Below are 24,766 nucleotides of genomic sequence, written 5' to 3'. Positions count from 1 at the left end.
CCGTCACCCCCTCCTCCATCCCCCTTCCGGCACCCGCATCACAAACCTTGCCCCCTCACCATCGATGCCCTCCTCGGTGATCGTGATCCCGGTAATCCCGAGGATCTCCCGGATGAAGAAGAGGCCAAGGCCGGTATTCTTCCCGATACCCCGTTCAAAGATCTTCTTTTTATCGCCATCCGGGATGCCGGGGCCGTCATCCTCCCAGACGATGAGGAGATCCCCGCCATCCTCCTCGCAGGAGACCCTGACCCGGGTCGCCCCGGTTGCATACCGCTCCGTATTCTCCATCAGGTTCGCAAAGGTGCGGGGGAGGAGGGGATCGGCAAAGATCGCAGTATCTCCGGTCTCATCGACGATCGGGATCCCCTTCGATCCGATCCCGACGAGCTGTTCTCCAACCTTCTGCCATGCCGGGGCTATCACCCCGAGATCCTGGTATTCGCGGGTGAACTCGATCTGGCGCTTGATCCACCGGGTTGCCTCGTTCATCCGGCTGAGGTACGTCGCCAGCGTCTCATCAGTTACCATCTCCTGTGAGAGCGAGAGGTAGCCGCCAAGCACCGTCAGCTGGTTGGCGATATCATGCCGGGTGATCCCGGCCATCAGGTTCAGCTTCCGGTTTGCATCGGCGATGGCAGCAGCGTTCCGTGCAAGCTCATCATCGATCAGTTTTGCAGCCGTTATATCGCGGGCGATCCCCTCGATTGCGATCATCCGGCCGCCATCATCATAGACGGGGACATTCTTCTGCTCCACCCAGATGATCTCTCCGTCTTTTCGTATCCAGCGGAGAATGAGCGGCTCACTGAGCTTCCTTCCCTTCGCCAGATCAGTGAGCAGATGGCGATCCTCGGGATGAATGATCGTATAGCCAAGCGTCGGGTCGCGGTAATGATCCTCGGGCGTATAGCCTGTGATCCGCGTCACAGCCGGGTTCACATACGTAAACCGCTGTGCGGGATGGAGATCGACCCGGTAGATGATATCCCCGGCGTTCTCTGCGAGCCGACGGAACCGTTCCTCACTCTCCCGGATCTTCTCCTCAGCCTCCTTCCGTTCGGTGATATCGGTGAGGATCCCCTGGATCCCTGTCAGCGTACCATCCCGGATCACCGACCGGGCTGCGGTCCGGATCCAGACAGATCTGCCGTCTTTTATTATGAACCGGTACTCTGTCGGCTCTGCCATCCCGGCGAGGGCCTTCCGGAACTCATCGATCCGTTCATCGGTATCCTCGGGATGGACGAACTCAATAAAATGCCGCCCATAAAGCTCCTCGGGGGAATACCCGCTGATCGTCGTGACATTCGGGGAGATATAGGTGATCCTCCCCTCGGTGTCAAGGGTGTAGATGATCTCGCTGAGATTCTCAACAAGCTGGCGGTACTTCTCCTCACTCAGCCGGAGGGCATCCTCTATCTCCTTTCTGTCGGTGATATCGGTCATGACCCCCTGGACCGAAAGCACCCTGTCGTCCCGGATCACCGGCCGGGCTGAGGTTCGCATCCAGGTAACACTCCCATCCTTTCCTGGGAATCCAAATTCGGTCACAACGGGATTGCCTGCAACCACCTGTCCAAACTTCTCAAACTGTCCGGTAACCTCGTCGGGATGAACGAAATCACGAATACTCCGACCGACCAGCTCATCTCGTCTGTACCCGGTAATCCCCTCGACATTCGGGGAGACGTAGGTGATCCTCCCGTCGGTATCAAGGGTATAGACGACCTCGGTCAGGTTCTCGATGAGTGCCCGGTATTTCTCCTCATTGACACGGAGCCGCTCCTGTGCCTTCCGGTTCTCCGTGACATCCCGGATCGTCTCGATCGCCCCTGTACACCGCCCCTGATCATCGAAGAGGGGGACTGCCCGTGCCCAGAGGATCGCTCTTCTCCCACGGGGGCGTGCTCCCTCCGTCTCCACCTCAATGATATTCCCCTTCTGCCGGAGGCTCGGGTACATGCATGGATCCCCGATCCCACGTGCGAGATCGATGAGGACAGGTCGTCTGTCGCCATAGAGGGAGATCGAATATTCACAATCCCCCTTCCCGACGATATCTCCGGCAGGAACCCCGGTCAGCCCCTCCATCGCCAGGTTCCACGCTGTCACCACCCCGTCTGCATCGACGACGAAGGTCGGCTCGGGGAGTGATTCGATGATCTGGAGAAGCCGCTCCCTTCCGGCTGCAATCTCAGACTGCATCGAGATGAGCTCATCCAGCTGTGCCCGCATCTCCTCTTCCGCAGCCTCAAGTTCCTCGTTCTTGTAAAGGAGCATCTCCCTGAATCTGATCTGTTCAAGATAGCGCCCGAGCAGTGCAGCAATCGTATCAAGGAGCGCCTCTTCCTCTTCAAGAAACGCAATATCCTCATGATAGAAGAGACTGATATCTCCGATCTTCTCTTCCCAGGCGATGATCGCCCTCTTCAGTGACCACGGTGTCTCCCGGAAGCCTTCGGTCGAATAGATCTGATCAGCAACGGTGATCCGGACAGAGAGGATTCCGGGATGCCGGTACCCGGTCGGGATCGTTTCCGTGACCCCTCTGAGGATCAGATCCCTGCCCAATCCCATCCGGCCGAGAAGGGAAGAGATCCGGTACAGGCATCCGGCCTCCTTCACCCGTTCATGGAGTGCGGCGGTTGCCTTCTTCCGGCTGGTGACATCCCGGATGATCGCAACCACCTCACCCTCGGCATACGGGGCGATCCGGGCCTCGAAGTGGAGGGTGCCGGCAGGGAGATCAAGCGTATATTCGATCTGCTGCACCTCCCCGGTCGCAAGTGCTCTGCTGATAGCCCTGGTCGCCTGCATCCCTATCTCAGGAGAGAGCGTCTCGCTAATTGTCCGTCCAATCATCATCTCCTTCGGCAGGAACAGACGATCGTTATCAGGGCTGAGAAGATCAAGGTACCTTCCCCCGCTGTCAAGGCGGATAAGAAGATCAGGAATCGCGGTCAGGATCGCATGCTGGAGGGCGTCACTCTCCCGGAGTTTCAGCTCCTGCTCCTTCTGTATTGTAATATCCCGGATCGTCTCGATCCCGCCGATACACCGTCCGGCGTCGTCATAGAGGGGGACTGCACGAATCCAGAGGCTGGCGCTCCTTCCCCCTGGAGACGCATCGATCGTCTCCGACTCAATAACACCCCCCTCTCCACGGACGGATGTGTATGCATCATAATCACCCGCCACCCCCCGGGCGAGATCGATGAGGATGGGTTTTCGTTCCCCGTAGAGCGGAACCGCATATGCATAGTCTCCTTCCCCGATCATATCCCCGGCAGGAACACCGGTCAGCTCCTCCATCGCCTGGTTCCAGGCGGTCACCACCCCGTCTGCATCCACCACAAGGGTCGGATCAGGGAGCGTATCAATGATCCGTGCGAGTTGGTTTCTCACCTCCTCATTCTCTCTCTGGAGGGTGAGCACCTCCTCAAGCTGTGATCGGATCTCCTCTTCGGCTGCCGTAAGCCCCTCATTCCTCTCCCTGAGATCCTCCTCCATCAGCTTCCGATCAGTGATATCAACTGCAACCCCGTACCCGATGATGCTTCCATCCGACCGTACTTCAGGCACTGCCCTGAGCAAGATCCACCTGATATCGTCATTTCTGTCCCTGATACGGAATTCGGTGGTCATCGGGGTCATTGTTTCAAGCGAAGCCGCTTCACGCCAGGCAAGCTGCTCATAATCATCGGGGATGATCCTGCTGTACAGGAGGGATGCATCCCGGCAGGCATCCTCAACCGTTATTCCGCAGATCGATTCAATCCCGGAGCTGATATAGAGGAAGCGGCGTTCCCCGGACGGGCTCGTCTCAATCTGGTAGATGATGCTGTCCGGGATGGTGTCGCTGATGATACTGAGTTGCTCCTCAAGCAGCCGCTGGTCGGTGATGTCCTGCCCCTGGGCGATCGTGGCGATGATCCCGTCGTCTTCGGTGATGGCTGCCGAGTTCCAGCGAATGATCCTCTTTCCTCCCATCCGTGTACGGATCGGGATCTCACGGTCTGTCCAGCCTTCTCCAGCGCTTGCGGTACGGACATACTCCATCGCCGTTTCCAGATCCTCAGGATCAAAGAGGATCGTAAGATCGGATCCGATCGCCTCGCTCTCGGTGATCCCGGTGAGCGCTTCAAATGCCTTATTGAAGAGGGTGATCCGGAACTCGTCATCCCAGACGATGATCGGGGTGCTGGCATGGGTGATCAGCTTCCCGAGATACTCATTCGATTCTGCAAGCCTCTTCTGTACCGAGACGAGTTCATCGATCTGTGATCGCATCTCCTCTTCGGCTGCCGCAAGCTCCTCACCTGCCCGCCGGGAACGGATGGTCTTGTAGAGCCCGTCCATCAGGAGGGTGAGCTGCCGGACATCCTCGTCTGTGTACAGCTCCTCTTTATTGCCAACACCAGCAACAAGGACAATACGGCCATCATCGACGATCGGGATATTCATATGCCTCTCGATCTGGAGATGCCCCTCCGGATATCCCCTCTTGAGGGGGTTCTCTGCCTGGTAGTCATTTGTTATGACTGGTTTCCTCTGCCGCACCGCCTCTCCCCAGAGACCTGTCTCAGAGACGGGATAGATGATCGGCTTATTCAGTATCCCGCAACCCTCATTCGCAGCTTCAGACCAGGAGTACATCGTCATCAATGACTCATCTGACGAGAGGAACGCAAGATACCCGACCTGGCTTCCGGTGATGGCGACAGCACGCTCAATTGCGGTATCGATTATTGTTGTCTCCGGTTGATCTGCAATCTCCGCAAGCTCAAGGAGGGCAGCCATCCGGAGTTCGTTCAGCTTGCGCTCCTTCTCTGCCCGTATCTTTTCAGTAATATCCCTGATATAGGCAAGAATATAGATCTCCTTTCCGATCTCAGCCCGTGTCAGGAAGACCTCCGCATCAAAGACCGATCCATCCTTCGGCCGCCTGGCCTTCCAGGGGAAGAGGAGATTCTCGCCAGCGAGGACCTGTTCCCACTTCCCGGCAACCTCCTTCATCGTACATTCCGGGCCGCTGTACCCTGCAATGGTATACCTGAATGCCTCCTCCCGGGTGACGCCATACATCGAGAGCATCGTCTCATTCACATCAAGGACCGTACCTTTCAGATCATGAATGAAGATCGCATCATATGAATGGTCGATGAAGGTCCGGAAGAGATCCCGGGACTGGCGGAGCTCACCCTGCACCGAGACGAGATCCTCAAGCTGGGATCGCAACTCCTCCTCTGCAGCTGCAAGTGCTTCGTTCCTTTGGAGGAGAGCCTCCTGTGCCCTCTTCTGCTCAAGGGCTCCTGAGAAGAGGCTTGCACTGATCCTGAGGAGATCTCCCTCTTCTTCTCCCCACTCCCGTATCGAGAGGTTATTGTCAAGCCCGATGAATCCGGCTATCTCTCCCCCGATGATGATCGAATGGACGATCAAAGATTCGATATCCTGCGCCGCGAGGATCTCCCGTTCAGCTGCTGCCTCATCCTGGAGCGATGCGACACTATTGATCCCGAAGTGCCCGTCTCCCTTTAACCTCTCCATCCACCAGGTAAAGTTGGATATCGGGAGATCCTGGAGATGCTCCTTCTGCGGGGAGATGCCATCCGCACACCACTCATGGGTATTGTCTGCCGCCTGCCGCTCATGGCTGAAGAGGAAGAGGTAGGCACGGGAAGCGTTTGTAAAGGATCCTATCTCGGAGAGGGCCTGGTTTGCCGCGATATCAAATGAGTCCGCATACAGGAAGAGCGAGGAGATGTCAGCCACCACCCGCTCAAACCTGAGCCTGTATTCGATCTCCTCCTCTGCCCGCCGCCTCCCGATGGCATGCTCAAGCTTCTTTGAAAGTTCGGCAAATTGTGACTTCGGATCCCCGCCCTTCTGAAGATAAAAGTCAGCACCGTTGTTGAGTGCCTCGATGACAACATCCTCCCGCCCCTTCCCGGTGAAGATGATGAACGGGGCCCTGCACCCTGCGTTTCGGATCTTTTGTAAGAGCTGGATGCCATTCATGCCCGGCATCTGGTAATCGGAGATGATGGCGTCGTACTCCCCGGTGAGCACCCTGCCAAGGGCACTCTCCGGATCCGCCTCAACATCCACAGAGTAATGGCCGTTCCTTTCGAGGAAGATCTTTCCTATCTCAAGGAGGGCAGGCTCATCATCGATATAGATGATCCGAAATGGAGAGGGCTGACTCATCTGATATATTTATATCATTTCGACCATCTTTATCCTTCCGAACCATGGTATATGTATATTATATGTTAAATAAATCTGTCTCCGATTCCTCATCGCTGCGCCACGACGGCTGAAAGACTTCCTTCCTCCTCCTCTCACCAGCCGGGGCGCGGACAAATCCCTCTGCCTGAACCCCCATTTTCCCCGGATCCTCTCCTTCCCACCGGCTGGCCGGCCCCGGTGATCCTGTAGATCAAACCAGAAGCGCTTTGTTGGAGGAGTATCAACCGTACAAGACCTTGTAGATACGTCCCTCCATCCAGTCCGGGATGCCGGGGACGTATGATCTGCATTTCACTGGTGGTTAGAGATGAGAGTATTTTTTATTGGATATGGACAGGCCGGGGGCAAGATCGTTGATATGTTCCTTGCGATGGATAAGAAGATCCAGGGGAACAGCTTCCGGGGTATTGCTGTAAATACCGCACGAACAGATCTGATGGGGCTCAAGCACATCGAGATGAAGGATCGCCTCCTCATCGGTCAGACGGTCGTCAAGGGCCATGGTGTCGGGACCGACAACGTCACCGGCGCAAAGATCGCCGCTGATGAGATCGATACCATCATCAATGCAATCGATATGCGGGGTACTCATGACATCGATGCATTCATCGTGGTTGCAGGTCTCGGTGGGGGAACCGGATCAGGGGGGACCCCGGTCCTCTGCCGGCACCTGAAGCGTATCTACCGGGAGCCGGTCTATGTCCTCGGGATGATCCCGGCTCCGGAGGAGGGGAAGCTCTACTCCTATAATGCAGCACGGAGCCTTGCAACACTCGTCAAGGAGGCCGATAATACCTTCATCTTTGATAACAGTGCATGGAAGAGTGAGGGGGAGAGTGTCAAGGCGGGATATGATACCCTCAATGACGAGCTCGTCCGGAGATTTGGCGTCCTCTTCCGGGCAGGGGAGGTTGGAAAGCTTGGTGTCGGTGAGATGGTCGTCGATTCGTCCGAGTTCATCAATACCCTCAGGGGTGGCGGCATCTCAACCGTCGGCTATGCCGTCTCTGAAGTGAGCACGAAAAGTAAGCCGAAGAAGAGTCTCTTCTCCGGATTTGGGAAGAAGAAGGAGGAGGCCGAGAGCTCCCTGACCGGGGAGGACAAGTCTGCAAAGATCATCGGGGTCATCCGGCGGGCAATGCTCGGTCGCCTGACACTCCCCTGCGACTATACCACAGCCGAGCGGGCACTGGTTCTCGTTGCCGGTCCTCCGAATGAACTGGATCGGAAGGGTGTCGAGAAGTCCAAGTCATGGGTCGAGGAGAATATCGCCGGTGTCGAGGTCCGGGGCGGCGACTATCCTGTCGAATCGTCGTATATCGCCGGTGTCGTCATCCTTGCGTCCATCGGCAATGCACCCCGGATCACCGAACTCCTTGAGATCGCCAAGGAGACGAAGAAGGATGTCCTCGTCTCCCAGGAGCGGAGATCAACGATGTTTGAGGATGCGGTTGATCCCCTCTTTGAGTGATATACCGGATACCATCTCCTCCTTTTCCATCGTATGCGCTGGTGCATCCATGCATCCGGCCCCATCGCTCCTTTCTATGCTCTTTTCCTCCTTAGAAAAATCCGCCGGGGCATGGAATCTCTTTTCGGGCTTTGGATGGTCAGATTCGATAAATGGGATGTAATTCTGCTGAATTTTGGGTTACATTTATGTAGCCCCCCAAACCACGCAACTGTAGTGGTGATGAATATGCAGCAGTACGGAGGAGGACCAGAGATGAATGCAGGTATCTATCGGGAAGGAACTGAGAAGACGGGCGGCCGTGATGCCCTGAGCAATAACATTGCAGCCGGAAAAGCCGTTGCAGCCGTCGTCCGGACGACGCTTGGCCCTCAGGGGATGGATAAGATGCTCGTCGACTCGATCGGCGATGTGGTCATCACAAATGATGGTGTCACCATCCTGCAGGAGATGGCGATTGAGCATCCTGCCGCGAAGATGATGGTCGGGATCGCAAAAACGCAGGACGACGAGGCCGGGGATGGCACCACGACCGCTGTTGTTCTTGCCGGGGAGCTCCTCAAGACGGCAGAGACCCTTCTTGATCAGGACGTTCATCCGACCGTCATTGTGCAGGGATACCGGATGGCACAGGAGAAGGCAGGCAAAATCCTTGAAGAACTCTCCTTTGCAGTCGGCCCCGAAGAGAGGGAGATCCTGACCAGAATTGCCGGAACCGCGATGACCGGGAAGGGTGCAGAGACGACAAAAGAGCATCTTGCGGATCTCATCGTCGAGGCGGTCTCACAGATCACTGATGAGGAGGGGCATGCAGATGTCACGAATATCCGGGTCGAGAAGAAGGTCGGGGGCTCAGCTGATGATGCAGAGATCATCGAAGGGATCGTCATCGATAAGGAGCGACTCCACCCCTCGATGCCCGGTTCCGTCACTGATGCAGAGATCCTTCTCTTAAACGCAGCCATCGAGATGAGGAAGACCGAGGTCGATGCCGAGATCACCATCACACGCCCTGAGGAGCTGGAGGGTTATCTGGCAAAGGAGGAGGAGATGCAGCGGGAGATGGTCGGGCGGATCATCGCATCCGGTGCGGATGTCGTCTTCTGCCAGAAAGGAATCGATGAGTTTGCTGAGAAACTCCTTGCCAAAGCGGGTATCTTTGCCGTACGGCGGATGAAGAAGTCTGATATGGAGACGATTGCAGAGGCGACCGGTGCTCCGATCATCTCCTCCCTTGATGCCATCTCCGGAGAAGAGCTTGGATATGCAGGAAAGGTCGAGGAGAAGCGGCTCTCCGGTGAGCGGATGGTCGTCATCTCAGGATGCAGGAATCCCCATGCCGTTACTCTCGTCGTCAGGGGAGGAACCAGCCATGTCGTGGATGAACTCGGTCTTGCTGTCGAGGACGGACTCCGTGGCGTCGGTGCCGCCCTTGAGGATGGAAAAGCGGTCGCCGGGGGCGGTGCTGTCGAGATGGAACTCTCCCGCCGCCTTTCTGCATATGGGTCCGGTGTCGGCGGCCGCGAGCAGCTTGCCATCGAGGCGTTTGCATCCGCCCTTGAGGTGATTCCACGTACCCTTGCGGAGAACGCCGGCCTTGATCCCATCGATATGCTCGCCAGCCTCAGGACTGCACATGAGCAGGGCATGACGACGGCAGGCCTCAATCCCGAAACGCAGGAGGCGGTTGATATGCGGGCGGCAGGCGTCATCGAGCCGCTCCGGATCAAGTCCCAGGCGATCTCCTCTGCCGCAGAAGCCGCTGCCATGATTCTCAGAATCGATGAGATCATCGCTTCATCCGGAGCAGGCGCTATGCCCTCTGAAGAGGAGATGGCCGCCATGCAGGCGATGGGTGGCATGGGCGGCGGCATGCCGATGATGTAGATCTCTCCCCCTGACCGGAGATCTCACTTTTTTATAACAATACTATTATCTTCTTACTTGGTTGAAATCCATTCTATGCAACCACAAATCCGGATGTCCCGGCCGGGAGATCCTGCCGGAAACTTCTCCCTGAAAGACCAGCATAATGAGACCTTCAGCCTTCTTGAACATGCAGAGACCCGGGTCCTCCTCTCCTTTCACCCGCTTGCATGGACTGACTATTGTGCACAGCAGATGCTCTCCCTCGAAGAGAACCGGGATACCTTCGCATCGCTTGAGACCTACTGCGTCGGGATAAGTGTCGATTCGTTCCTCTGCAAGAAGGCATGGGCAGCGAGCCTCGGTATCCGGCACACCCGGCTCCTCTGCGACTTCTGGCCGCATGGGCAGGTGGCCATGCAGTTTGGCATCTTCCGTGAGGCGAACGGCTTTTCGGAACGGGCAAATATCATCGTCGATGCTGATCAGAATGTCATCTTCTCGAAAGTCTATCCCGTCCACAGCGTCCCGGATATCCATGAGATCATCAGTTTTCTGAAGATGCGGTGACATCCTTCGGATACTTCTAACAGAAACGCTTTCATCTCCGGCACCTGATACCTTCAGTATGTTCTCAAAGCTGCGTTCACTCCTCGGCCGGAAGGAGGAGAAGCCGGAAACCCTGGTTCTCGGCTCTTCCGACCTCCCCGGCTGGCTTGATCGGAAGGAAGAAGAATACCAGGCAGAGCTTGCCAGCAGGTTGGAGGCCCCGCAGTCAGAGATTGCTATTGCACTGAAGAAAATCCGGGAGCTCATCGTTGCGATCGATCATGATCCCGAGAGCGACGAGCTCCACCCGAAGGTGAAATCAGTTCTGAAGACTGCCCGTCCCCAGGCGATCCGTTCGCTTACATTGATCCTTGAGAAGGAGCCGGCCGGCCCTCCGAGGGAGTACTATGGAACCGCAGCAGAGATCCTCAAAGGCTGTATCACCGTCGCAAAAGGGCCGGGGAAGTACCTTGCAGCCGCTTACAATGAGGAGATGGCAGAGTTTCGCCGGACCATCAAGGAGATCGGCCGTGCCGTCAACGACATGACAGAAGCGATCAGCGAGGATGATGCCCGACAGGCACGGATCAGGGATATTCGTGCTATGCACAACATGGCTCTTGAGATGATCCGGACGCATGAGCAGGCGCTCCAAACGATCAGATCCGCAGAAGAGGAGGTTGACCACCTCGATCGTACAAAGACGGAACTTCTCGCCGCGATCGAGGCGGTCGATACCGGTGACGCCACAGAGCGGATCGATGCAGCGGTGGCAGAACGGGAGGCTGCGATCCGGCATCTTGCACAGATCCGGTCCCCGGCAGGCTCAGTCCTCGGAAGAGCAGAAAAACTCCTCAAACGGCATAAGGCACCGGTCGGTGATATCCAGGAACTCCAGAGGATATGCAGAGAGGATCACCCCCGGCCTGAGGCACTGGAACTGATCCCGCCGGTCATCTCGTCGATCCGGTCCCTCATCCAGTCCGGCGAGCTGCAGCTGAAGAACCGGGAGGAGCAGCAGCTCTTCTCAGGTGTTCACTTCGCAGAATCGATGAAGAAAGTGTATGAGGAGTACCGGGCGGCAGAAGAGAAACTTGCTACAGTACGGCAGGAGGTGGCGAGCCATCCGGGGATACAGGAGGAGATCCGGCTAAACAGGGAGCGTACCGTTGCTATCGGGAAGCAGGATACCCTGAAAAAGGATAGTGCAAAGGCTGAGGAGGAGCGTTTAAGGATCGAGGAAGAGTATCCGCGTACCTGTGCGACGCTCATCGACCGTCTCCATCAGATTGATCCGACGGTCGATCCCGATCTCCCTCATCTCTGATGCGCCTTCACGGCCGCCATCATCTCTTCGCCCCTCTTTGTTCCGAGGAGGACCTTCTGGCCTGACCGGAGCGTACACCGGAGCACCTCAGTTCCGCTGACGAGATACGCGATCCCCTGCCCCCGGCAGAACCGTACCCCCCATCCCCCGCAGTCACGGATCGGCCGGACCGTTGTGAGGTCAGCATCCTCGAGATCGCTCCAGGTGATCGTCCGTTCCTTCCGGACCACCGGGGGCATCCGGTACCGGATCCCATCGGGTGAGACATGAGTCTCAAGCCGGAGCGTCAGAAAGAGAAGGGGAACGATAATCCCGATCATTCCGAGGATGAAGAGCTGGAGTGGTTTGAGCTCCTGAACTTCGGTGATGAAGGTATACCATGTTACCGCAGCCGTCCCCCCGACGATCGCAAGGATCAGCGGGTGGCGGAAGTACTGGGTTTCGCGAAAATCATCTGCCATGAATAATGAACTGTATTTATGTCTACATACGTTAATATTGTTCCACTTTCCGGTGTCCTCCGATGATCCTCCAGTACTCCCCGTTTATCCTCATCTACCTGGGATCATTTCTCCTCGGCCTCTATCTCCTTCTTCTCACCCGCCGCCTCCCTGACACCCCCGGTCTCCTGCCTCTGCAGGGGATCTGCATCGGGGCATCGATCTGGGCGCTGGCGTATGCACTGGAACTTGCGGTCATAACCGCCGGGGGAAACCTCGTTACAACCGCAGCTGAGTATCTTGGGATCTTCATCCTCGTCCCCTCCTTCCTCTTCTTCGTCCTCTCCTATACCGGCCGGAGCAGGTATCTCACCCGGAGCACTCTCCTCGTCATCGCCCTCCCCCTGATCCTCTTCTATCTCGCGATGATTACAAACCCGCTCCATTCCCTGTACTATACGTCGATCTCACCGTATTCTCTTGGGGGTTTTGTTCTCTTCATATACGAATACGGCCCGATCTTCTGGATCGCCTTTCTGTATATGATGGCACTCGTCGGTTTCTCCCTCTCCCTCCTTCTGGCGGCATGGTTGGATTATCCTTCCTTCTACCGGCCGCAGATAGGGCTTCTGATCCTTGCCATCCTCCTTCCGATCCTGACAAGCAGTGTCTATGTCGCCAAGCTCGGCCCGGCCCCCGGCCTCCAGATAACCCCGGTCATCTTCCTCCTCGTCGCGGGTATCCTGACCTTCGCCTCCGTAAAGTACAGGCTCTTTACCATCCTCCCCCGGACGCAGTGCAGTATCCCTGATATCCTCCCGGATGGCATTCTGATCGCAGATGAGACCGGGGCGATCATCTACCAGAACAGGGCATCCGCAACATATCTCGAATCAGGATCTGCCATTGGGAAGGATATCTCCGAGGTTATCCCCTCCTTTCCTCCTGGGGAGGAGGTACGTGAGCATGAGATGCCGGATGGCCGTCTCCTTGAGATCAGGAGGTATCTCCTCGCCGGAACCGGTGCCGATGATCAGTGCATCATCATCCACGAGATCACGAACCGGAGGAGGGCGGAGATGGATCTCCGTGAGGCGAACCGGAAGCTCTCCCTCCTCTCATGTGTCACCCGCCATGATATCGTCAACCAGATCACGGTTGCACAGAGCGCTATTGAGCTTGCACGGTTCGAGGCCGATGATCCGACCATACTGAGATATCTTGCTGCAATGGAGACGGCGGTTCTTCGGATCCACTCCGAGATCGAGTTTACCCGGATCTACCAGGAACTCGGGAGCCAGGAACCGGTATGGCAGCCCCTCTCATCCATCATCTATCCCCCCTGCTGCCTCCCCCTCACCCTCTCCTGCGGGGAGTATATCGTCTATGCCGATCCGATGCTCCCGAAGGTCTTTGAGAACCTCTTTGATAACGCGATCCGGCACGGTAAAGAGGTGACCGGGATCTCCATCTCCTGTGCGGAGACCGACGGAAACCTTCTGATCACCGTTGCAGATGACGGCATCGGTATCCCGGAGGAGCAGAAGGAGCGTATCTTCGACCATGGGTTTGGGGGGAACACCGGGCTTGGCCTCTTCCTGATCCGGGAGATCCTCGCGATCACCGGGATCTCGATCATCGAGGACGGCATCCACGGTGAGGGGGCGAGGTTTGTCATCACGGTTCCTGAAGGGAGATACCGGGTCCAACCGGTAAAGAGATGACTGCTGACGAGAAACCGGGAGGGATGAACCGGAATACCTCCCCCAATACCGTCCTTGGCATCTCCGGAAGCCCGAGAAAGGGCGGCAACTCCGATATCCTCCTCCATTATATCCTCAAAGGTGCAGAGGCCGCGAGGATGGAGACACAACCGGTATACCTCAGGGATATCGATTTCTCATCATGTACCGGCTGTGAACGGTGCCGGAAGGACAAGATCTGCACAGGCCTTCAGGATGGCTTCACTCCGTTGTACCCCTCCATCCAGCAGTCCGATGCACTCGTCCTCGTCTCCCCGACACATAACTACAATATCACCGCATTGATGAAGGCCTTCATCGACCGGCTCTACTGCTTCTATGACTTCGGTGATACCCGTCCACGCCCATGGTCGAGTCGGCTTGCGGGGCAGGGAAGGCGGGCGGTCATCGCCGCCATCGCCGAGCAGGAACATAAGGAGGATATGGGATTTGCCCTTGACGCCCTCCGCCTCCCGCTTGAAGCTCTCGGGTATGAGATTGTCGATGAGGTTGCGGTCTTCTCCATCTTTGATGCAGGCGGTGTGAAGCACCACCCGGACCTCCTGGATCAGGCGATGGAGGCAGGCCGGCGTCTCGGACGCACCCATCCCTGAAACGGCGTATCGGCACGACTCTGTTCAGGGTTGTGTTCGTCTCCATCCCTGCTTTGGAATCATCAGCTCAAAGCGGGCTCCCCGCCCCTCCTCTCCGTCTTCGATGAGGGTGATCCCTGTTACCGCCGCGATGTCACGGGCAAATGCAAGCCCAAACCCGGTATTCTTCCCATACCCGTACCGGAATATCAACTCCTTCTCCTCATCCGGGATACCGGTGCCATCATCCTCGATTACCAGGATGAGGCTCCCGTCCTCCTGTTCACTGGTTGAGATGGTGATGGTCGTGATGGCACCCCCATGGCGGATCGCATTTTCCAGCAACGTATGGATCACTTTGATAAAGAGGCGATCTGCATAGATTGTTACCGGATCAACATGTTCTATCATCTCAATCCCCTCTATCCGGATATCTCCGGCAACCCGTTTGATCAGGGGTTGAACCGGCTGCCATTCCGGGTCATACGCCCCGATATCCTGGTATTCACGGGAGAACCTGAGATGGCCGGTGATGGTTCCGACTTTCCGGGCGGCCTGACCGAGATAGTACTCGCGTCTCTCTGAATCGTCCTCTTCTTTGAGCAGTTCAAGATAACCGCCAAGGGCAGTCACCTCGTTTGCGATATCGTGCCGGGTGAGGCGTGTGAGCCAGCTGATCTTCTCACTGGCAATCCGAAGGGCCCTTTCAGCCGCCTTTCGTGCTGAAATATCCCGGATAATGAGGATGCAGCCTGCCGGTTCGCCATCAGGGGCCTGTGCCCCGGATGCTGCGATGCTGATGGCTTTCCCCCCGATATTCTCCGGATATGCCTCAAGGTCTGTAATCGTCTCTCCCTGCCCGCCGTGCATTCGTATCGTTGCACAGACATCCTCAGGAAGGATCATCCGGATACTCTTTCCCGGAAGGCTGCCTGGGACTGACCCGAAGATCCCGTATGCTGCACTATTCGCCGAGATGATCAGGCCTTGTGGATCCACCAGCAACAGCCCGTCCGGCATCGTCTGGATGATCTCCGGTCCTGCGGTCTCCGGTTTCAGGGTGAAGAGGCCGTATCGGACAATCGCAATGGTGATGCAGCATGAGAAGATTGCAAGTCCGATAAAGATGAAGTTCGGGGTTGTGATACCGAGTACCGGAAGGATTAATCCGGAGATCATCCCAAAGCCGATTGCAGCGAGCAGTCCGAGACAGACGAGGCGGTTCTGTCGCCGGATACGTTCATTTGGTGCTCCCAGCCATGCTGAGGCGATCAGGTACACCGCCAGGATCATCACGACGATAACAAAAAGTGCAGAGGTGATGTACAAAGGTCCGGAGAGTACCGGCTGGTATATCCACCGTGCTCCATTGAAGACAACGGTATAGATGGTATCGGTGAAGCTCCCCAGTATGGAAAAAACAGAGGCAGGGAGATAGAGGAGAGCAAGCAGGAGGGGTATCTTTCTCCTCTCAGATAAGGGGTGTTCAGTATATATCAGGATAAAGTGGGCGGCAAGGACAGCAAGGACCGGCCAGAACGAGCTGATCTTCAGCCAGAGGAGCACCCCTTCATAACTGGCGGCCTGCCAGAGGAAGAACTCTCCGAGTGCCCAGTATGTTGCAGTTGCCATTGCAGCGAGAAAGATGATGGCGGTCTTTGTACCCGGGATTTTTGCATAGACATAGATCCCAAGACCGAAGGTGATGAAAGCGGATACAAGGCAGGAGGCTATCAGGAGTGTTTCGAGGATCATGCAGACCTCCCGGAAGTATCTACTTGTTCCACTCAATCTTTGATACAGTTTTGTATTGTGGATTACAAAAATTTTATTATTGATGAATTATTGAAGAATATTGAATAAATTTTGGGGGTTAAGGAGAATCTTTATAATATACGAGGATAGTGAGATTCCTGTGGAGTACCCCACTCTGAAGAGGTGATGATAGTGTCAGGTGAAGAGAAGAAAGTCAGACCGCAGCTGATCGGGGAGCGTATGGAGACATGCGACCTTGACAGGGCGAAGATGTCGCTGATGAACCCGAAGGTGATCCGGGAGAAGGTCCTGGAGAGGACGATCGATGAGACCGCCATGAAGGCGGTCGAACACTGTCTGAAGGAGTGGATCGAGACCGTCTGGGACAGGGACGAGATGCAGGATCCAAGATGTAAATGGTGCTCATCCGGCCTCTCCTGCAGCAGGTGCACAATGGGGCCCTGCCGGATCATCCCTGAGCGCAACCGTGACCGGGGTGTCTGCGGCGCAGATGCCGACCTGATCGTCGCACGCAACCTGCTGGATACCCTTGCAACCGGGGCGGCCTCCCACTCAGATCATGGCCGTGAGATCGTCGAGACCCTCCTCCTTGTCGGTAAAGGGGAGACGAACGACTATATGATCACCGATCGGAAGAAGCTCTTTGCACTCGCAGAAGAGTATAATATCCCCACCAACCGTGAGGCGATCGAGGTGGCCCATGATCTCGCACTCGCGTACCTCGAAGAGTTCGGCACCGTGAAAGGTGAGATCGAACTGACCCGGCGGGCACCGACTGCCACCCATGCCATCTGGGAGGAGACCGGAATCCTGCCACGGAGTGTCGACCGTGAGATCGTCGAGGCGATGCATCGGATCCAGATGGGTGTCGGGGCTCATTATGGCAATATACTCCTCCATGGTCTCAGGACAGCCCTTGCCGACGGCTGGGGCGGGTCGATGATGGCAACCGAGGTATCCGATGTCCTCTTCGGCACCCCGGTTCCCTGCGAGTCGCAGATCAACCTCGCCGTCGTTAAGGAGGATATGGTCAACATCTCGCTCCATGGCCACAACCCGATGCTCTCGGAGATGATCGTCAATGCTGCAGAGGATGAGGCGATGCAGAAACGTGCCCGGGATGCCGGAGCAGCCGGGATCAACCTTGTCGGCCTCTGCTGCACCGGAAACGAGCTCCTGATGCGAAAAGGAATCCCGATGGCCGGCAACCACTTCAACCAGGAGCTGGTCATCGCAACAGGCGCCCTTGAGGCGATGGTCGTCGATTACCAGTGTATCTTCCCTTCGCTTCCGAGGACGGCGAGCTGCTTCCATACAAAGATCATCTCGACAAGCCCGAAGGCGAAGATTCCGGGCTCCTACTACATGGAGTTTGAACCCTCAACTGCACGGGAGACTGCAGAAGCAATCGTCAGGACCGCGATTGATAACTTCAAACTCCGGGATCCCGAGAAGGTCTTCATCCCCGGAAAACCGGTCGCCGTTCAGGCCGGGTTCTCGGTTGAGGCGATCACCGCCGCCCTCGGCGGAACGCTTCAGCCGCTGGTCGATGCGATAGCAGCCGGGAAGATCCGGGGGGCTGTCGGGATCGTCGGCTGCAACAACCCGAGGATCAAACATGATTACGGCCATGTCACCCTCTCAAAGGAACTGATCAAAAATGATATTCTCTGCGTTGAGACCGGGTGTGCCGCCGTCGCCTCCGGAAAAGCCGGACTTCTCACTCCGGATGCCGCGTTCCTTGCAGGAGATGGCTTGAAATCGATCTGTAAGGCGGTTGGTATCCCGCCGGTCCTGCATATGGGCTCCTGTGTGGACTGTTCACGGATCCTTGTCCTCCTTGCCGCACTCGGCAACACCCTCGGTGTCGGGATCCACCAGCTCCCTGTCGCCGGGGCAGCTCCTGAGTGGTACTCGCAGAAGGCGGTTGCTATCGGGTCGTACTTCGTTGCATCAGGTGTCTATACCGTCCTTGGCCCGATGCCGCATATCAGCGGCAGCCCGGCAGTTGTGGATCTCCTGACGAACGGTCTTGAGGGTATCGTCAAGGCGAAGTTTGCTGTCGAGCCTGATCCGGTGAAGGCGGCTGAACTGATCATCGCCCATATCGAGGAGAAGAGGAAGGCGCTTGGTATCTGAACAGGGGATCCGGAGGAGACGGTCGCTGCCGGGGCTGCGGGTGATCGTCAGTGGAAAAGGGGGGGTCGGAAAGACGACCATAACTGCCCTCCTTGCCACCTCTTTTACCGATGCGGGCTTCTCAGTCCTCGCCGTCGATGCCGATCCACAGGAGGATCTCGCCTATGCCCTCGGATGCAGTCAGTCCATGATCACCCCGGTCACCAGGAACCGCCGGTATATCAGCGAGAAGATCGGGGGTGGCGGGGTGATCTCCCTCACCCCTGATCTCTCGGATGTCGCCTCGCGGTGCGGTGTCATGACGCCATCCGGGATCCGGCTTTTAGTGATGGGGACGGTCGAGTCAGCAGGGACCGGATGCCTCTGCCCGGAGAATTCCCTGATCCGGGGGATCGTCAGGCAGGTGAAAGTACAAGAGAACGAAGCGGTCCTGATGGATACACCGGCCGGCTTTGAGCATCTCGGCCGTGGTCTTGGGAAAGGCTTCTCTCATCTCATCGCCGTCACCGAACCGACGGAACGGGCGATCCGGACCGCATACCGGACGGCAGCACTGGCAGCGGATCTCGGGATTTCGGATCTCCGGCTCGCCATCAACAAGGTTCGATCAGATGAGGAGTACGAAACAGCGGTTGCGATCCTCGGTTCTGATCACCCCTTCTCAGCCATCTACCGGATACCGTATACTGAAAATGGACCCGGATCAGGGTCTGTGCTGACGATACTGTCGGATCTCTGCGGAAAAAAGGATAGTTCTTAGATCATCGATGCTTTGATGATCTTCACTTCAGTCTGGGGCCGGTCGTTCCTGCCGGTCTTCGTCTTGCCGATGGCGTTGACGACATCGATCCCATTGACGACCTTCCCAAAGACCGGGTGCTTGCCGTCGAGGTGGGAATTATCAACGAGATTGATAAAGAACTGGCTTCCGCCGGTGTTCGGGCCTGCGTTTGCCATTGCAATCGTTCCCCTGACATTCTTCCTGCCCGGTGCGAACTCGTCCTTAATGGTATATCCTGGTCCCCCGGTTCCGGTTCCCTTCGGATCGCCGCCCTGGATCATGAATCCGGCGATGACCCTGTGGAAGATGATCCCATCATAGAAGCCCTTCTTCACAAGGCTGGCAAAGTTGCCTGCCGTCACCGGCATATCATCAAAGAGTTCGATTGTAATATCGCCCATCGTCGTCTGGAGGAGGACGGAGCCCTGTTTCTCTGCTTCTGCCATGGTATGTACTTAGTGAAACGAAGACAATAATGGTTCTCCCGATAACCCATATCCTTTTTATTCCGGATGCTGAGTGAGAGATATGATCCGGCTGTTTCTCCTCCTTGCTATCCTTGCCTGTATCCCCCTCTGTACCGGTGTTGCCGATGATCCGGCTCCCGTCGCCTCCCTCTCCGATGCGATCACCCTCCCTCCCCCGGATTTGGAGGGCCCCCTCTCTCTTGAGGAGGCGATAGCAGCCCGCCGCTCGATCCGCTCCTATACGGGCGAACCGCTCAGTACCGCCGATCTCTCCTCCCTCCTCTGGGCGGCCCAGGGGATCACCGACGCAAACCGGGGCTACCGGGCCGCCCCGTCTGCAGGTGCCCACTACCCGCTTGAGGTGACGGTTGCCATCGGTGATGTCGAGGGGATCGCCCCCGGTACATACCGGTACTACCCTGATGGCCACCGGATCACCCTGATTACGGTTGGTGATCACCGGGCCGCCCTCTCCGTCGCCGCCACGGGGCAGCAGTCGATCGCCGATGCCCCGGCCACCCTCGTCATCTCCGGGGTGTATGACCGGCTTCGGGTCCGGTATGGCGACCGGGCAGAGCGATATACCCTCCTTGAGGCAGGCCATGCCTCCCAGAACTGTTACCTCATCGCAACAAGCCGGGGCCTTGGAACGGTCGCGGTCGGGGCTTTCGATGAAGGAGAGGTACAGGAGATTATGGGTCTCCCTGCCGGCGAGGTCCCGCTTTACCTGATGCCGGTGGGTAGGATCGGATGATCCGGCTCCTCCTTTTTCTTCTTTGTACGAGCCTCGTCACACCCGTTGCCGCCATCGATCCCGATGCATGGATCGAAGCGGATCTCGAGGATCCCGGGATAACCGGGGCGGTCCTTGCCGTTGTCCATGAGGGGCAGATCATTCATCTGAACGGGTACGGGACTGCGGACAGGGGTGGGAACTATCCCCTCGACCCCAATGGGACTCTCCTTCCTATCGGTTCGGTGACGAAGCTCTTCACCTGGAAAGCGATGGAACAGCTTGCAGATGAGGGGCGGCTCGACCTCAACGGAGACGTCAACCTCTATCTTCCTGAGCCGATCATTCCTCCGACCTACCCCGACCCCATCACCCCCATCCACCTGATGACCCATACCTCCGGCCTTGATGAGCGGATCACCGGCCTCTTCGTCCGGGATCCCGCAGAGCTTCTCTCCCCATATGAGACCTTTTTGAAGAACCAGCCTCCACGGGTCCGGCCGGCCGGGCATGTCGCCGCGTACTCAAACAGCGGGGCACTCCTCGCCGGGGCTCTCATAGAAGAGGTATCCGGGATGACGTACAGCCAGTACATCCGGGAGACGATCCTCACCCCGTATGGGATGTCCTCGACCGGGTTTGATCCCCTTCCCCCGTTCCTTGCTGCACGGTATCCCGGGCCCGCCCTCACCGGGGGGATCTCTCTCTATCCCGCCCCTCTCCCGGCAGGGGGGATGTATGCAACGGCTGAGGATATGGCGATCTTCATGATGCATGAGCTTGAGTCCGATAACGAATACGAGCAGATCTTCACCCATGATCCCCGCCTCCCCGGCATCACCGAGGGGGGGTATATGGAGCAGTACCGGGGAGATACCCGTATCCTGATGCATTCAGGGGATGTTCCCGGCGCCTCGTCCCTCCTTGCCATCATTCCCGAGGAAGATCTTGGGATCTTTATCTGCTATACCGGAACCGGGGGGTCATCGAGGCGGTATGATCTTCTCAGCCTCTTCACCGGCGATGCTGCACCGGGAGCGGCGATCACCGATCCGGTGCCGGGATCGAAGGAAGAGTATGCCGGGACCTATCTCTCCACCCGGAGCCCGGAGACCGGGTTTGAGGCGTTCATCCGGGTGGTTGCCCCCGCCCGGAAGGTGATCACCGTCACCGCAAAGGACGACTCCCTCATCATCGGGGATGGCAGGTACATCGAGGCGGAACCGGGGTACTTCCTCGGCATCAATACTCCCGGCCAGCTCGTCTTTGAGACGAGAGAGGGGGACAACTGGCTCTTCATGGGAGAGACACCGATGATAGCCTGGAGGAGGGCGGTATGGTACGAGGTGCCGGATCTTCATCTGGCACTCCTCATCATCTTCTCCGGCCTCTTCCTCTCGGCTGCCCTGATCGGGGGCCTGCGGACCCTCAAAGGAGAGGAGTACCGGGTGATCATTCTCCTCTCCGGGCTTGCCGCCCTCTTCCCGATACTCTTCTTCGGTTCAATGGAGGTGTCAGGGCTCCTCTTCGGTCCCCCGGCGTTCTTTGGGATCATCCTCTGGATGCCGATGGCAATTGCAGTGCTTCTGCTCTTCTCCGGACGATCTCTGCTCAAAAAAAAGGAAGGGCGACTTCTGGCCGCCCTTCTGATCCTCTATCTCGGATGGCTTCAGTACTGGGGTCTGCTCATCCCTTTCGGATGAGCTTCATCCCTTTTTCGGTGAGGAAGAACCGGTCCCCCGACTCCTTCGAACACCCGGAGCAGCAGCCGCAGCCTGTTGTGGCCTGCTCTTCCGGGGAACACTCCGGGCGGGAAAGATAGCCCATATGCTCCATCATGGCGAGCCGCTCCCTGAGCTGGTCCTGGGTGATCCCAAGGTCCAGTGCAAGGAGTGGGAGGGCACCACCCCCTGCCACTATCTTCTCTGCGATATCTGCAAACATGCTCAGCCCCGCAACAGGCCGGCAGAGAACTCCTTCCCCCATGCGATGAACCCGGCAAGGGCGATGAGGGCAAGGTACAGTACCGGTACAATCTCCTCTCTCAGCATCCCGAGGGTGATCGCCTCATCCTCAAAGAGTGCCATTGTGGCAAACTCTGCCCCGGTCGAGAGGAGCTGGATCATCCCGAAGACGAGGGCGAGGGCGATCCCGACATGCAGGAACGCGACCCCTTCATGGATCCCTTTTGAGAGCTCCAGGTACCCATAGAAGAGGGTTCCTCCGATGACGATGAGGATGAACCCGCCTGCCGGATCGCCGGAGATCCCGAGGACCTCAAAGATCCCGATCTCCGGGATGGCGACTGCGATGATGGTGGCCGCTCCTGCGAGGAGATAGAGGACACCAAGGAGTGCCGCAAAGATCCGTTTCTGATATTCTGACATCGCTTATGCACCTCCAAGGAAGAATCCGGCCACATGGAAGGTGACAAACGCCAGTGACCATGCAACCACCAGTCCATAGAGGACCGAGAAGCCTGCCCAGCGCCATGACCCCGTCTCTTTTTTGATGACCGCAAGTGTTGCGACACAGGGCATATACAGCAGGACAAAGACCATCACCGCAAGGGCACCCGCCGCCGAGAGGGCGGGGTCTGCAAGGAGTGCGTCAGAGAGGGCGGCTGACCCCTCCTCTGCCCCATAGAGGACACCAAGCGAACTGACGACGATCTCCTTTGCAACGAACCCGAAGATGAGTGCAACCGCGATCTTCCAGTCCAGGCCGAGGGGGGCGACGAGTGGCTCGACGAACTTTCCGATCATCCCGGCGAAGCTCTCTTCACTCCCATATCCGACACCTGCCGGATATGATGCCAGGAACCAGACGATGAGCGACCCGATGAGGATGATCCCTCCGGCCTTCTTCAGGTAGGTCGATCCCTTCTCCCACATGTTGAGGAGTGCGTTCTTCAGGGTCGGTATCCGGTAGGGGGGCATCTCCATGATGAACGGGGAGGACTCGCCCGGTAAGACGGTGCTCCTGAAGAGTTTTGCCGAGAGGATGGCAACGAGGATACCGAGGATATACATCCCGAAGATGACATTCCCTGCATCCCGGCCGAAGAAGACACCTGCAAAGAGGATATAGACCGGGAGGCGTGCTCCACAGGAGATGAAGGGATTGACCAGGATGGTGATGAGCCGGTCCCGTTCATCCTCGATCGTCCGGGTGGACATGATGGCGGGAACATTGCAGCCAAAGCCCATCAACATCGGGATGAAGGATTTGCCCGGCAGACCTATCGCGTACATCAGCCGGTCCATGATGAATGCCCCACGGGCAAGGTACCCGCTCCCCTCAAGGATCGAGAGGATCAGGAAGAGGATGAAGATATTCGGGACGAAGACGAGGACACCCCCGACACCCCCGATGACGCCGTCCCCGAGGAGGGAGGCGAGCCATTCGGGACCGACCGATGCGGCCACCCCTTCACCGAGCCAGCCGAAGATATACTCGATCCCCGCCATGAACGGCTCTGCAACCGCGAAGGTGAGCTGGAATGCCCCCCACATCAGGGCGAGGAAGATCGGGATGCCGAGGTACTTGTTGGTGACGACCCGGTCGATCATATCTGACCCGGTCATCTTCCGGACACAGATTGTACAGGCCTGCGGAAGGATGGCGCCGATCGCCTCGTACCGCTTGTCTGCAAGGGTCGCCTCGTACTCATCAAAATCGATATCGGCAAGCCGTGCAGAGACGGCATCGCCGACACTGCTCCCGGAGACGACCCTTCTGATATCCGCATCCCCTTCGATGAGGCGGACGGCGAGCCAGCGGAGCGGGTAACGGGGAGCAAGATCAGGATCATCATCGAGGATCCCGACGAGATCGGAGATGAGCGCCTCGGCATCATCCCCGTATCCGATGGTATGGGTATGCTTCTCCCCTTTTGCCGCAATTGCAACGACTGCGTCAAGGAGATCCAGAAGACCCTCCCCGGATGTCCCGACCGTCCGGATGACCGGCATCGCAAGGAGTTCGGCGAGGCGTTTCTCATCGATGGTGTCGCCCCGTCCCTCCGCAACATCGACCATATTCAGGGCGATGATGACCGGCCTGCCAAGCTCGGCAAGCTGCATCGTCAGGTAGAGGTTCCGTTCCAGGTTTGAGGCATCCACCACCTGGACGACGACATCCGGGCGGTCCTCGATGATGAAGTTCCGGGCGACGACCTCATCAGCCGAGTATGCCGTCAGGCTGTAGGTGCCGGGGAGATCGGTCACCTCGATCGTTCTGCCGGAATATTCACGGATTCCCTCCTTCTTCTCAACGGTGACGCCGGGCCAGTTTCCGACATGCTGCCGTGATCCGGTCAGGGTATTGAAGAGGGTCGTCTTCCCGACATTCGGGTTGCCTGCAAGGGCAACGGTGATCGCCTTCTTCATACAGCAACCATCTCCGGTGCAACCAGAATCTTCATCGCCATGCCACGGGAGAGTGCATACCGGCATCCGGCGACAGAGACGATGATCGAGCCGCGATCTGCCGTAACAACCGTCACGTTCGCCTCAGGGACGAGTCCAAGCTCATAGAGGCGGCGGCGGAGCCCTTCTCCGGCGTTCACCATGGTGACGGTGGCGTTCGTTCCCGGGGCGATGAGGGAGAGTGGACATGATGCCAT

The 24,766-nt window shown here is 57.5% G+C and carries 18 protein-coding genes; 10 read left to right on the top strand and 8 right to left on the bottom strand.

Features of this window, described 5'->3' with window-relative positions:
- Positions 1 to 3 precede the first annotated feature (3 nt).
- Positions 4 to 6,213 (bottom strand): PAS domain S-box protein, encoded by a 6,210-nt coding sequence (locus RJ53_RS09195; RefSeq protein ID WP_211531330.1) that lies wholly within the window; start codon positions 6,211 to 6,213, stop codon positions 4 to 6.
- 349 nt (positions 6,214 to 6,562) lie between these two features.
- On the opposite strand from RJ53_RS09195, the gene RJ53_RS09190 reads away from it, so the two are divergent.
- The 4 genes from RJ53_RS09190 to RJ53_RS09175 all read left to right on the top strand — a co-directional run bounded on the left by RJ53_RS09190 (position 6,563) and on the right by RJ53_RS09175 (position 11,468).
- Positions 6,563 to 7,726, top strand: coding sequence for a tubulin/FtsZ family protein (locus RJ53_RS09190; protein WP_211531329.1), 1,164 nt, complete (start codon positions 6,563 to 6,565; stop codon positions 7,724 to 7,726).
- 228 nt (positions 7,727 to 7,954) lie between these two features.
- Complete coding sequence (gene thsA, locus RJ53_RS09185; RefSeq protein ID WP_211531328.1) at positions 7,955 to 9,613, top strand: thermosome subunit alpha; 1,659 nt, start codon at positions 7,955 to 7,957, stop codon at positions 9,611 to 9,613.
- A 75-nt stretch (positions 9,614 to 9,688) separates the two neighbouring features.
- A complete protein-coding gene (locus tag RJ53_RS09180; RefSeq protein WP_246496066.1) occupies positions 9,689 to 10,162 on the top strand; it encodes a redoxin domain-containing protein in 474 nt (157 codons plus the stop codon).
- A 58-nt stretch (positions 10,163 to 10,220) separates the two neighbouring features.
- Entirely contained in the window at positions 10,221 to 11,468 is a 1,248-nt protein-coding gene (locus RJ53_RS09175; RefSeq protein WP_211531327.1) for a hypothetical protein, read from the top strand.
- Here RJ53_RS09175 and RJ53_RS09170 read toward each other — a convergent pair.
- The gene (locus RJ53_RS09170) at positions 11,459 to 11,929 is read right to left on the bottom strand and encodes a hypothetical protein (protein ID WP_211531326.1); all 471 of its coding nucleotides are present in this window, start codon (positions 11,927 to 11,929) and stop codon (positions 11,459 to 11,461) included. The genes RJ53_RS09175 and RJ53_RS09170 overlap by 10 nt on opposite strands.
- Before the next feature lie 62 nt (positions 11,930 to 11,991).
- Here RJ53_RS09170 and RJ53_RS09165 point away from each other — a divergent pair, with 62 nt between their 5' ends.
- Both RJ53_RS09165 and RJ53_RS09160 read left to right on the top strand, forming a co-directional pair.
- Positions 11,992 to 13,632 carry a sensor histidine kinase gene (locus tag RJ53_RS09165; protein ID WP_211531325.1) on the top strand — a complete coding sequence of 547 codons (1,641 nt, stop codon included), beginning with the start codon at positions 11,992 to 11,994 and terminating at the stop codon, positions 13,630 to 13,632.
- Positions 13,629 to 14,264 carry a flavodoxin family protein gene (locus tag RJ53_RS09160; protein ID WP_246496065.1) on the top strand — a complete coding sequence of 212 codons (636 nt, stop codon included), beginning with the start codon at positions 13,629 to 13,631 and terminating at the stop codon, positions 14,262 to 14,264. Before RJ53_RS09165 ends, RJ53_RS09160 begins: the two co-directional genes overlap by 4 nt.
- Before the next feature lie 24 nt (positions 14,265 to 14,288).
- Here RJ53_RS09160 and RJ53_RS09155 read toward each other — a convergent pair whose 3' ends face one another.
- The gene (locus RJ53_RS09155) at positions 14,289 to 15,998 is read right to left on the bottom strand and encodes a histidine kinase N-terminal 7TM domain-containing protein (RefSeq protein ID WP_211531324.1); all 1,710 of its coding nucleotides are present in this window, start codon (positions 15,996 to 15,998) and stop codon (positions 14,289 to 14,291) included.
- Between the two features lie 192 nt (positions 15,999 to 16,190).
- On the opposite strand from RJ53_RS09155, the gene cooS reads away from it, so the two are divergent.
- Both cooS and RJ53_RS09145 read left to right on the top strand, forming a co-directional pair.
- Entirely contained in the window at positions 16,191 to 18,158 is a 1,968-nt protein-coding gene (gene cooS / locus RJ53_RS09150; RefSeq protein ID WP_343221875.1) for an anaerobic carbon-monoxide dehydrogenase catalytic subunit, read from the top strand.
- Complete coding sequence (locus tag RJ53_RS09145; protein WP_211531322.1) at positions 18,148 to 18,918, top strand: ATP-binding protein; 771 nt, start codon at positions 18,148 to 18,150, stop codon at positions 18,916 to 18,918. The genes cooS and RJ53_RS09145 overlap by 11 nt, the downstream gene beginning before the upstream one ends.
- Here the strand turns inward: RJ53_RS09145 and RJ53_RS09140 are convergent.
- Positions 18,915 to 19,385, bottom strand: a complete 471-nt coding sequence (locus tag RJ53_RS09140) for a peptidylprolyl isomerase (protein ID WP_211531321.1) — start codon at positions 19,383 to 19,385, stop codon at positions 18,915 to 18,917. The two genes, RJ53_RS09145 and RJ53_RS09140, sit on opposite strands and share 4 nt — an antisense overlap.
- 82 nt (positions 19,386 to 19,467) lie before the next feature.
- Between RJ53_RS09140 and RJ53_RS09135 the strand changes: the two genes are divergently transcribed.
- Complete coding sequence (locus RJ53_RS09135; RefSeq protein ID WP_211531320.1) at positions 19,468 to 20,160, top strand: SagB/ThcOx family dehydrogenase; 693 nt, start codon at positions 19,468 to 19,470, stop codon at positions 20,158 to 20,160.
- Complete coding sequence (locus RJ53_RS09130) at positions 20,157 to 21,842, top strand: serine hydrolase domain-containing protein (protein WP_211531319.1); 1,686 nt, start codon at positions 20,157 to 20,159, stop codon at positions 21,840 to 21,842. The genes RJ53_RS09135 and RJ53_RS09130 overlap by 4 nt, the downstream gene beginning before the upstream one ends.
- Here RJ53_RS09130 and RJ53_RS09125 read toward each other — a convergent pair.
- The 4 genes from RJ53_RS09125 to RJ53_RS09110 are packed head-to-tail and all read right to left on the bottom strand — an operon-like array spanning position 21,826 to position 24,766.
- Positions 21,826 to 22,083 (bottom strand): hypothetical protein, encoded by a 258-nt coding sequence (locus tag RJ53_RS09125; protein WP_211531318.1) that lies wholly within the window; start codon positions 22,081 to 22,083, stop codon positions 21,826 to 21,828. The two genes, RJ53_RS09130 and RJ53_RS09125, sit on opposite strands and share 17 nt — an antisense overlap.
- A 2-nt stretch (positions 22,084 to 22,085) precedes the next feature.
- Positions 22,086 to 22,526 carry a hypothetical protein gene (locus RJ53_RS09120; RefSeq protein ID WP_211531317.1) on the bottom strand — a complete coding sequence of 147 codons (441 nt, stop codon included), beginning with the start codon at positions 22,524 to 22,526 and terminating at the stop codon, positions 22,086 to 22,088.
- 3 nt (positions 22,527 to 22,529) lie between these two features.
- Positions 22,530 to 24,530 (bottom strand): ferrous iron transport protein B, encoded by a 2,001-nt coding sequence (gene feoB, locus RJ53_RS09115; RefSeq protein WP_211531316.1) that lies wholly within the window; start codon positions 24,528 to 24,530, stop codon positions 22,530 to 22,532.
- Complete coding sequence (locus RJ53_RS09110; RefSeq protein WP_211531315.1) at positions 24,527 to 24,766, bottom strand: FeoA family protein; 240 nt, start codon at positions 24,764 to 24,766, stop codon at positions 24,527 to 24,529. Before RJ53_RS09110 ends, feoB begins: the two co-directional genes overlap by 4 nt.

The organism is Methanocalculus chunghsingensis (genome assembly GCF_018132105.1).
In the GTDB taxonomy this organism is placed as follows: Archaea; Halobacteriota; Methanomicrobia; order Methanomicrobiales; family Methanocorpusculaceae; genus Methanocalculus; species Methanocalculus chunghsingensis.
Note: the sequence above shows the minus strand (reverse complement) of the source record. Positions and strands in the feature narration are given on the sequence as shown.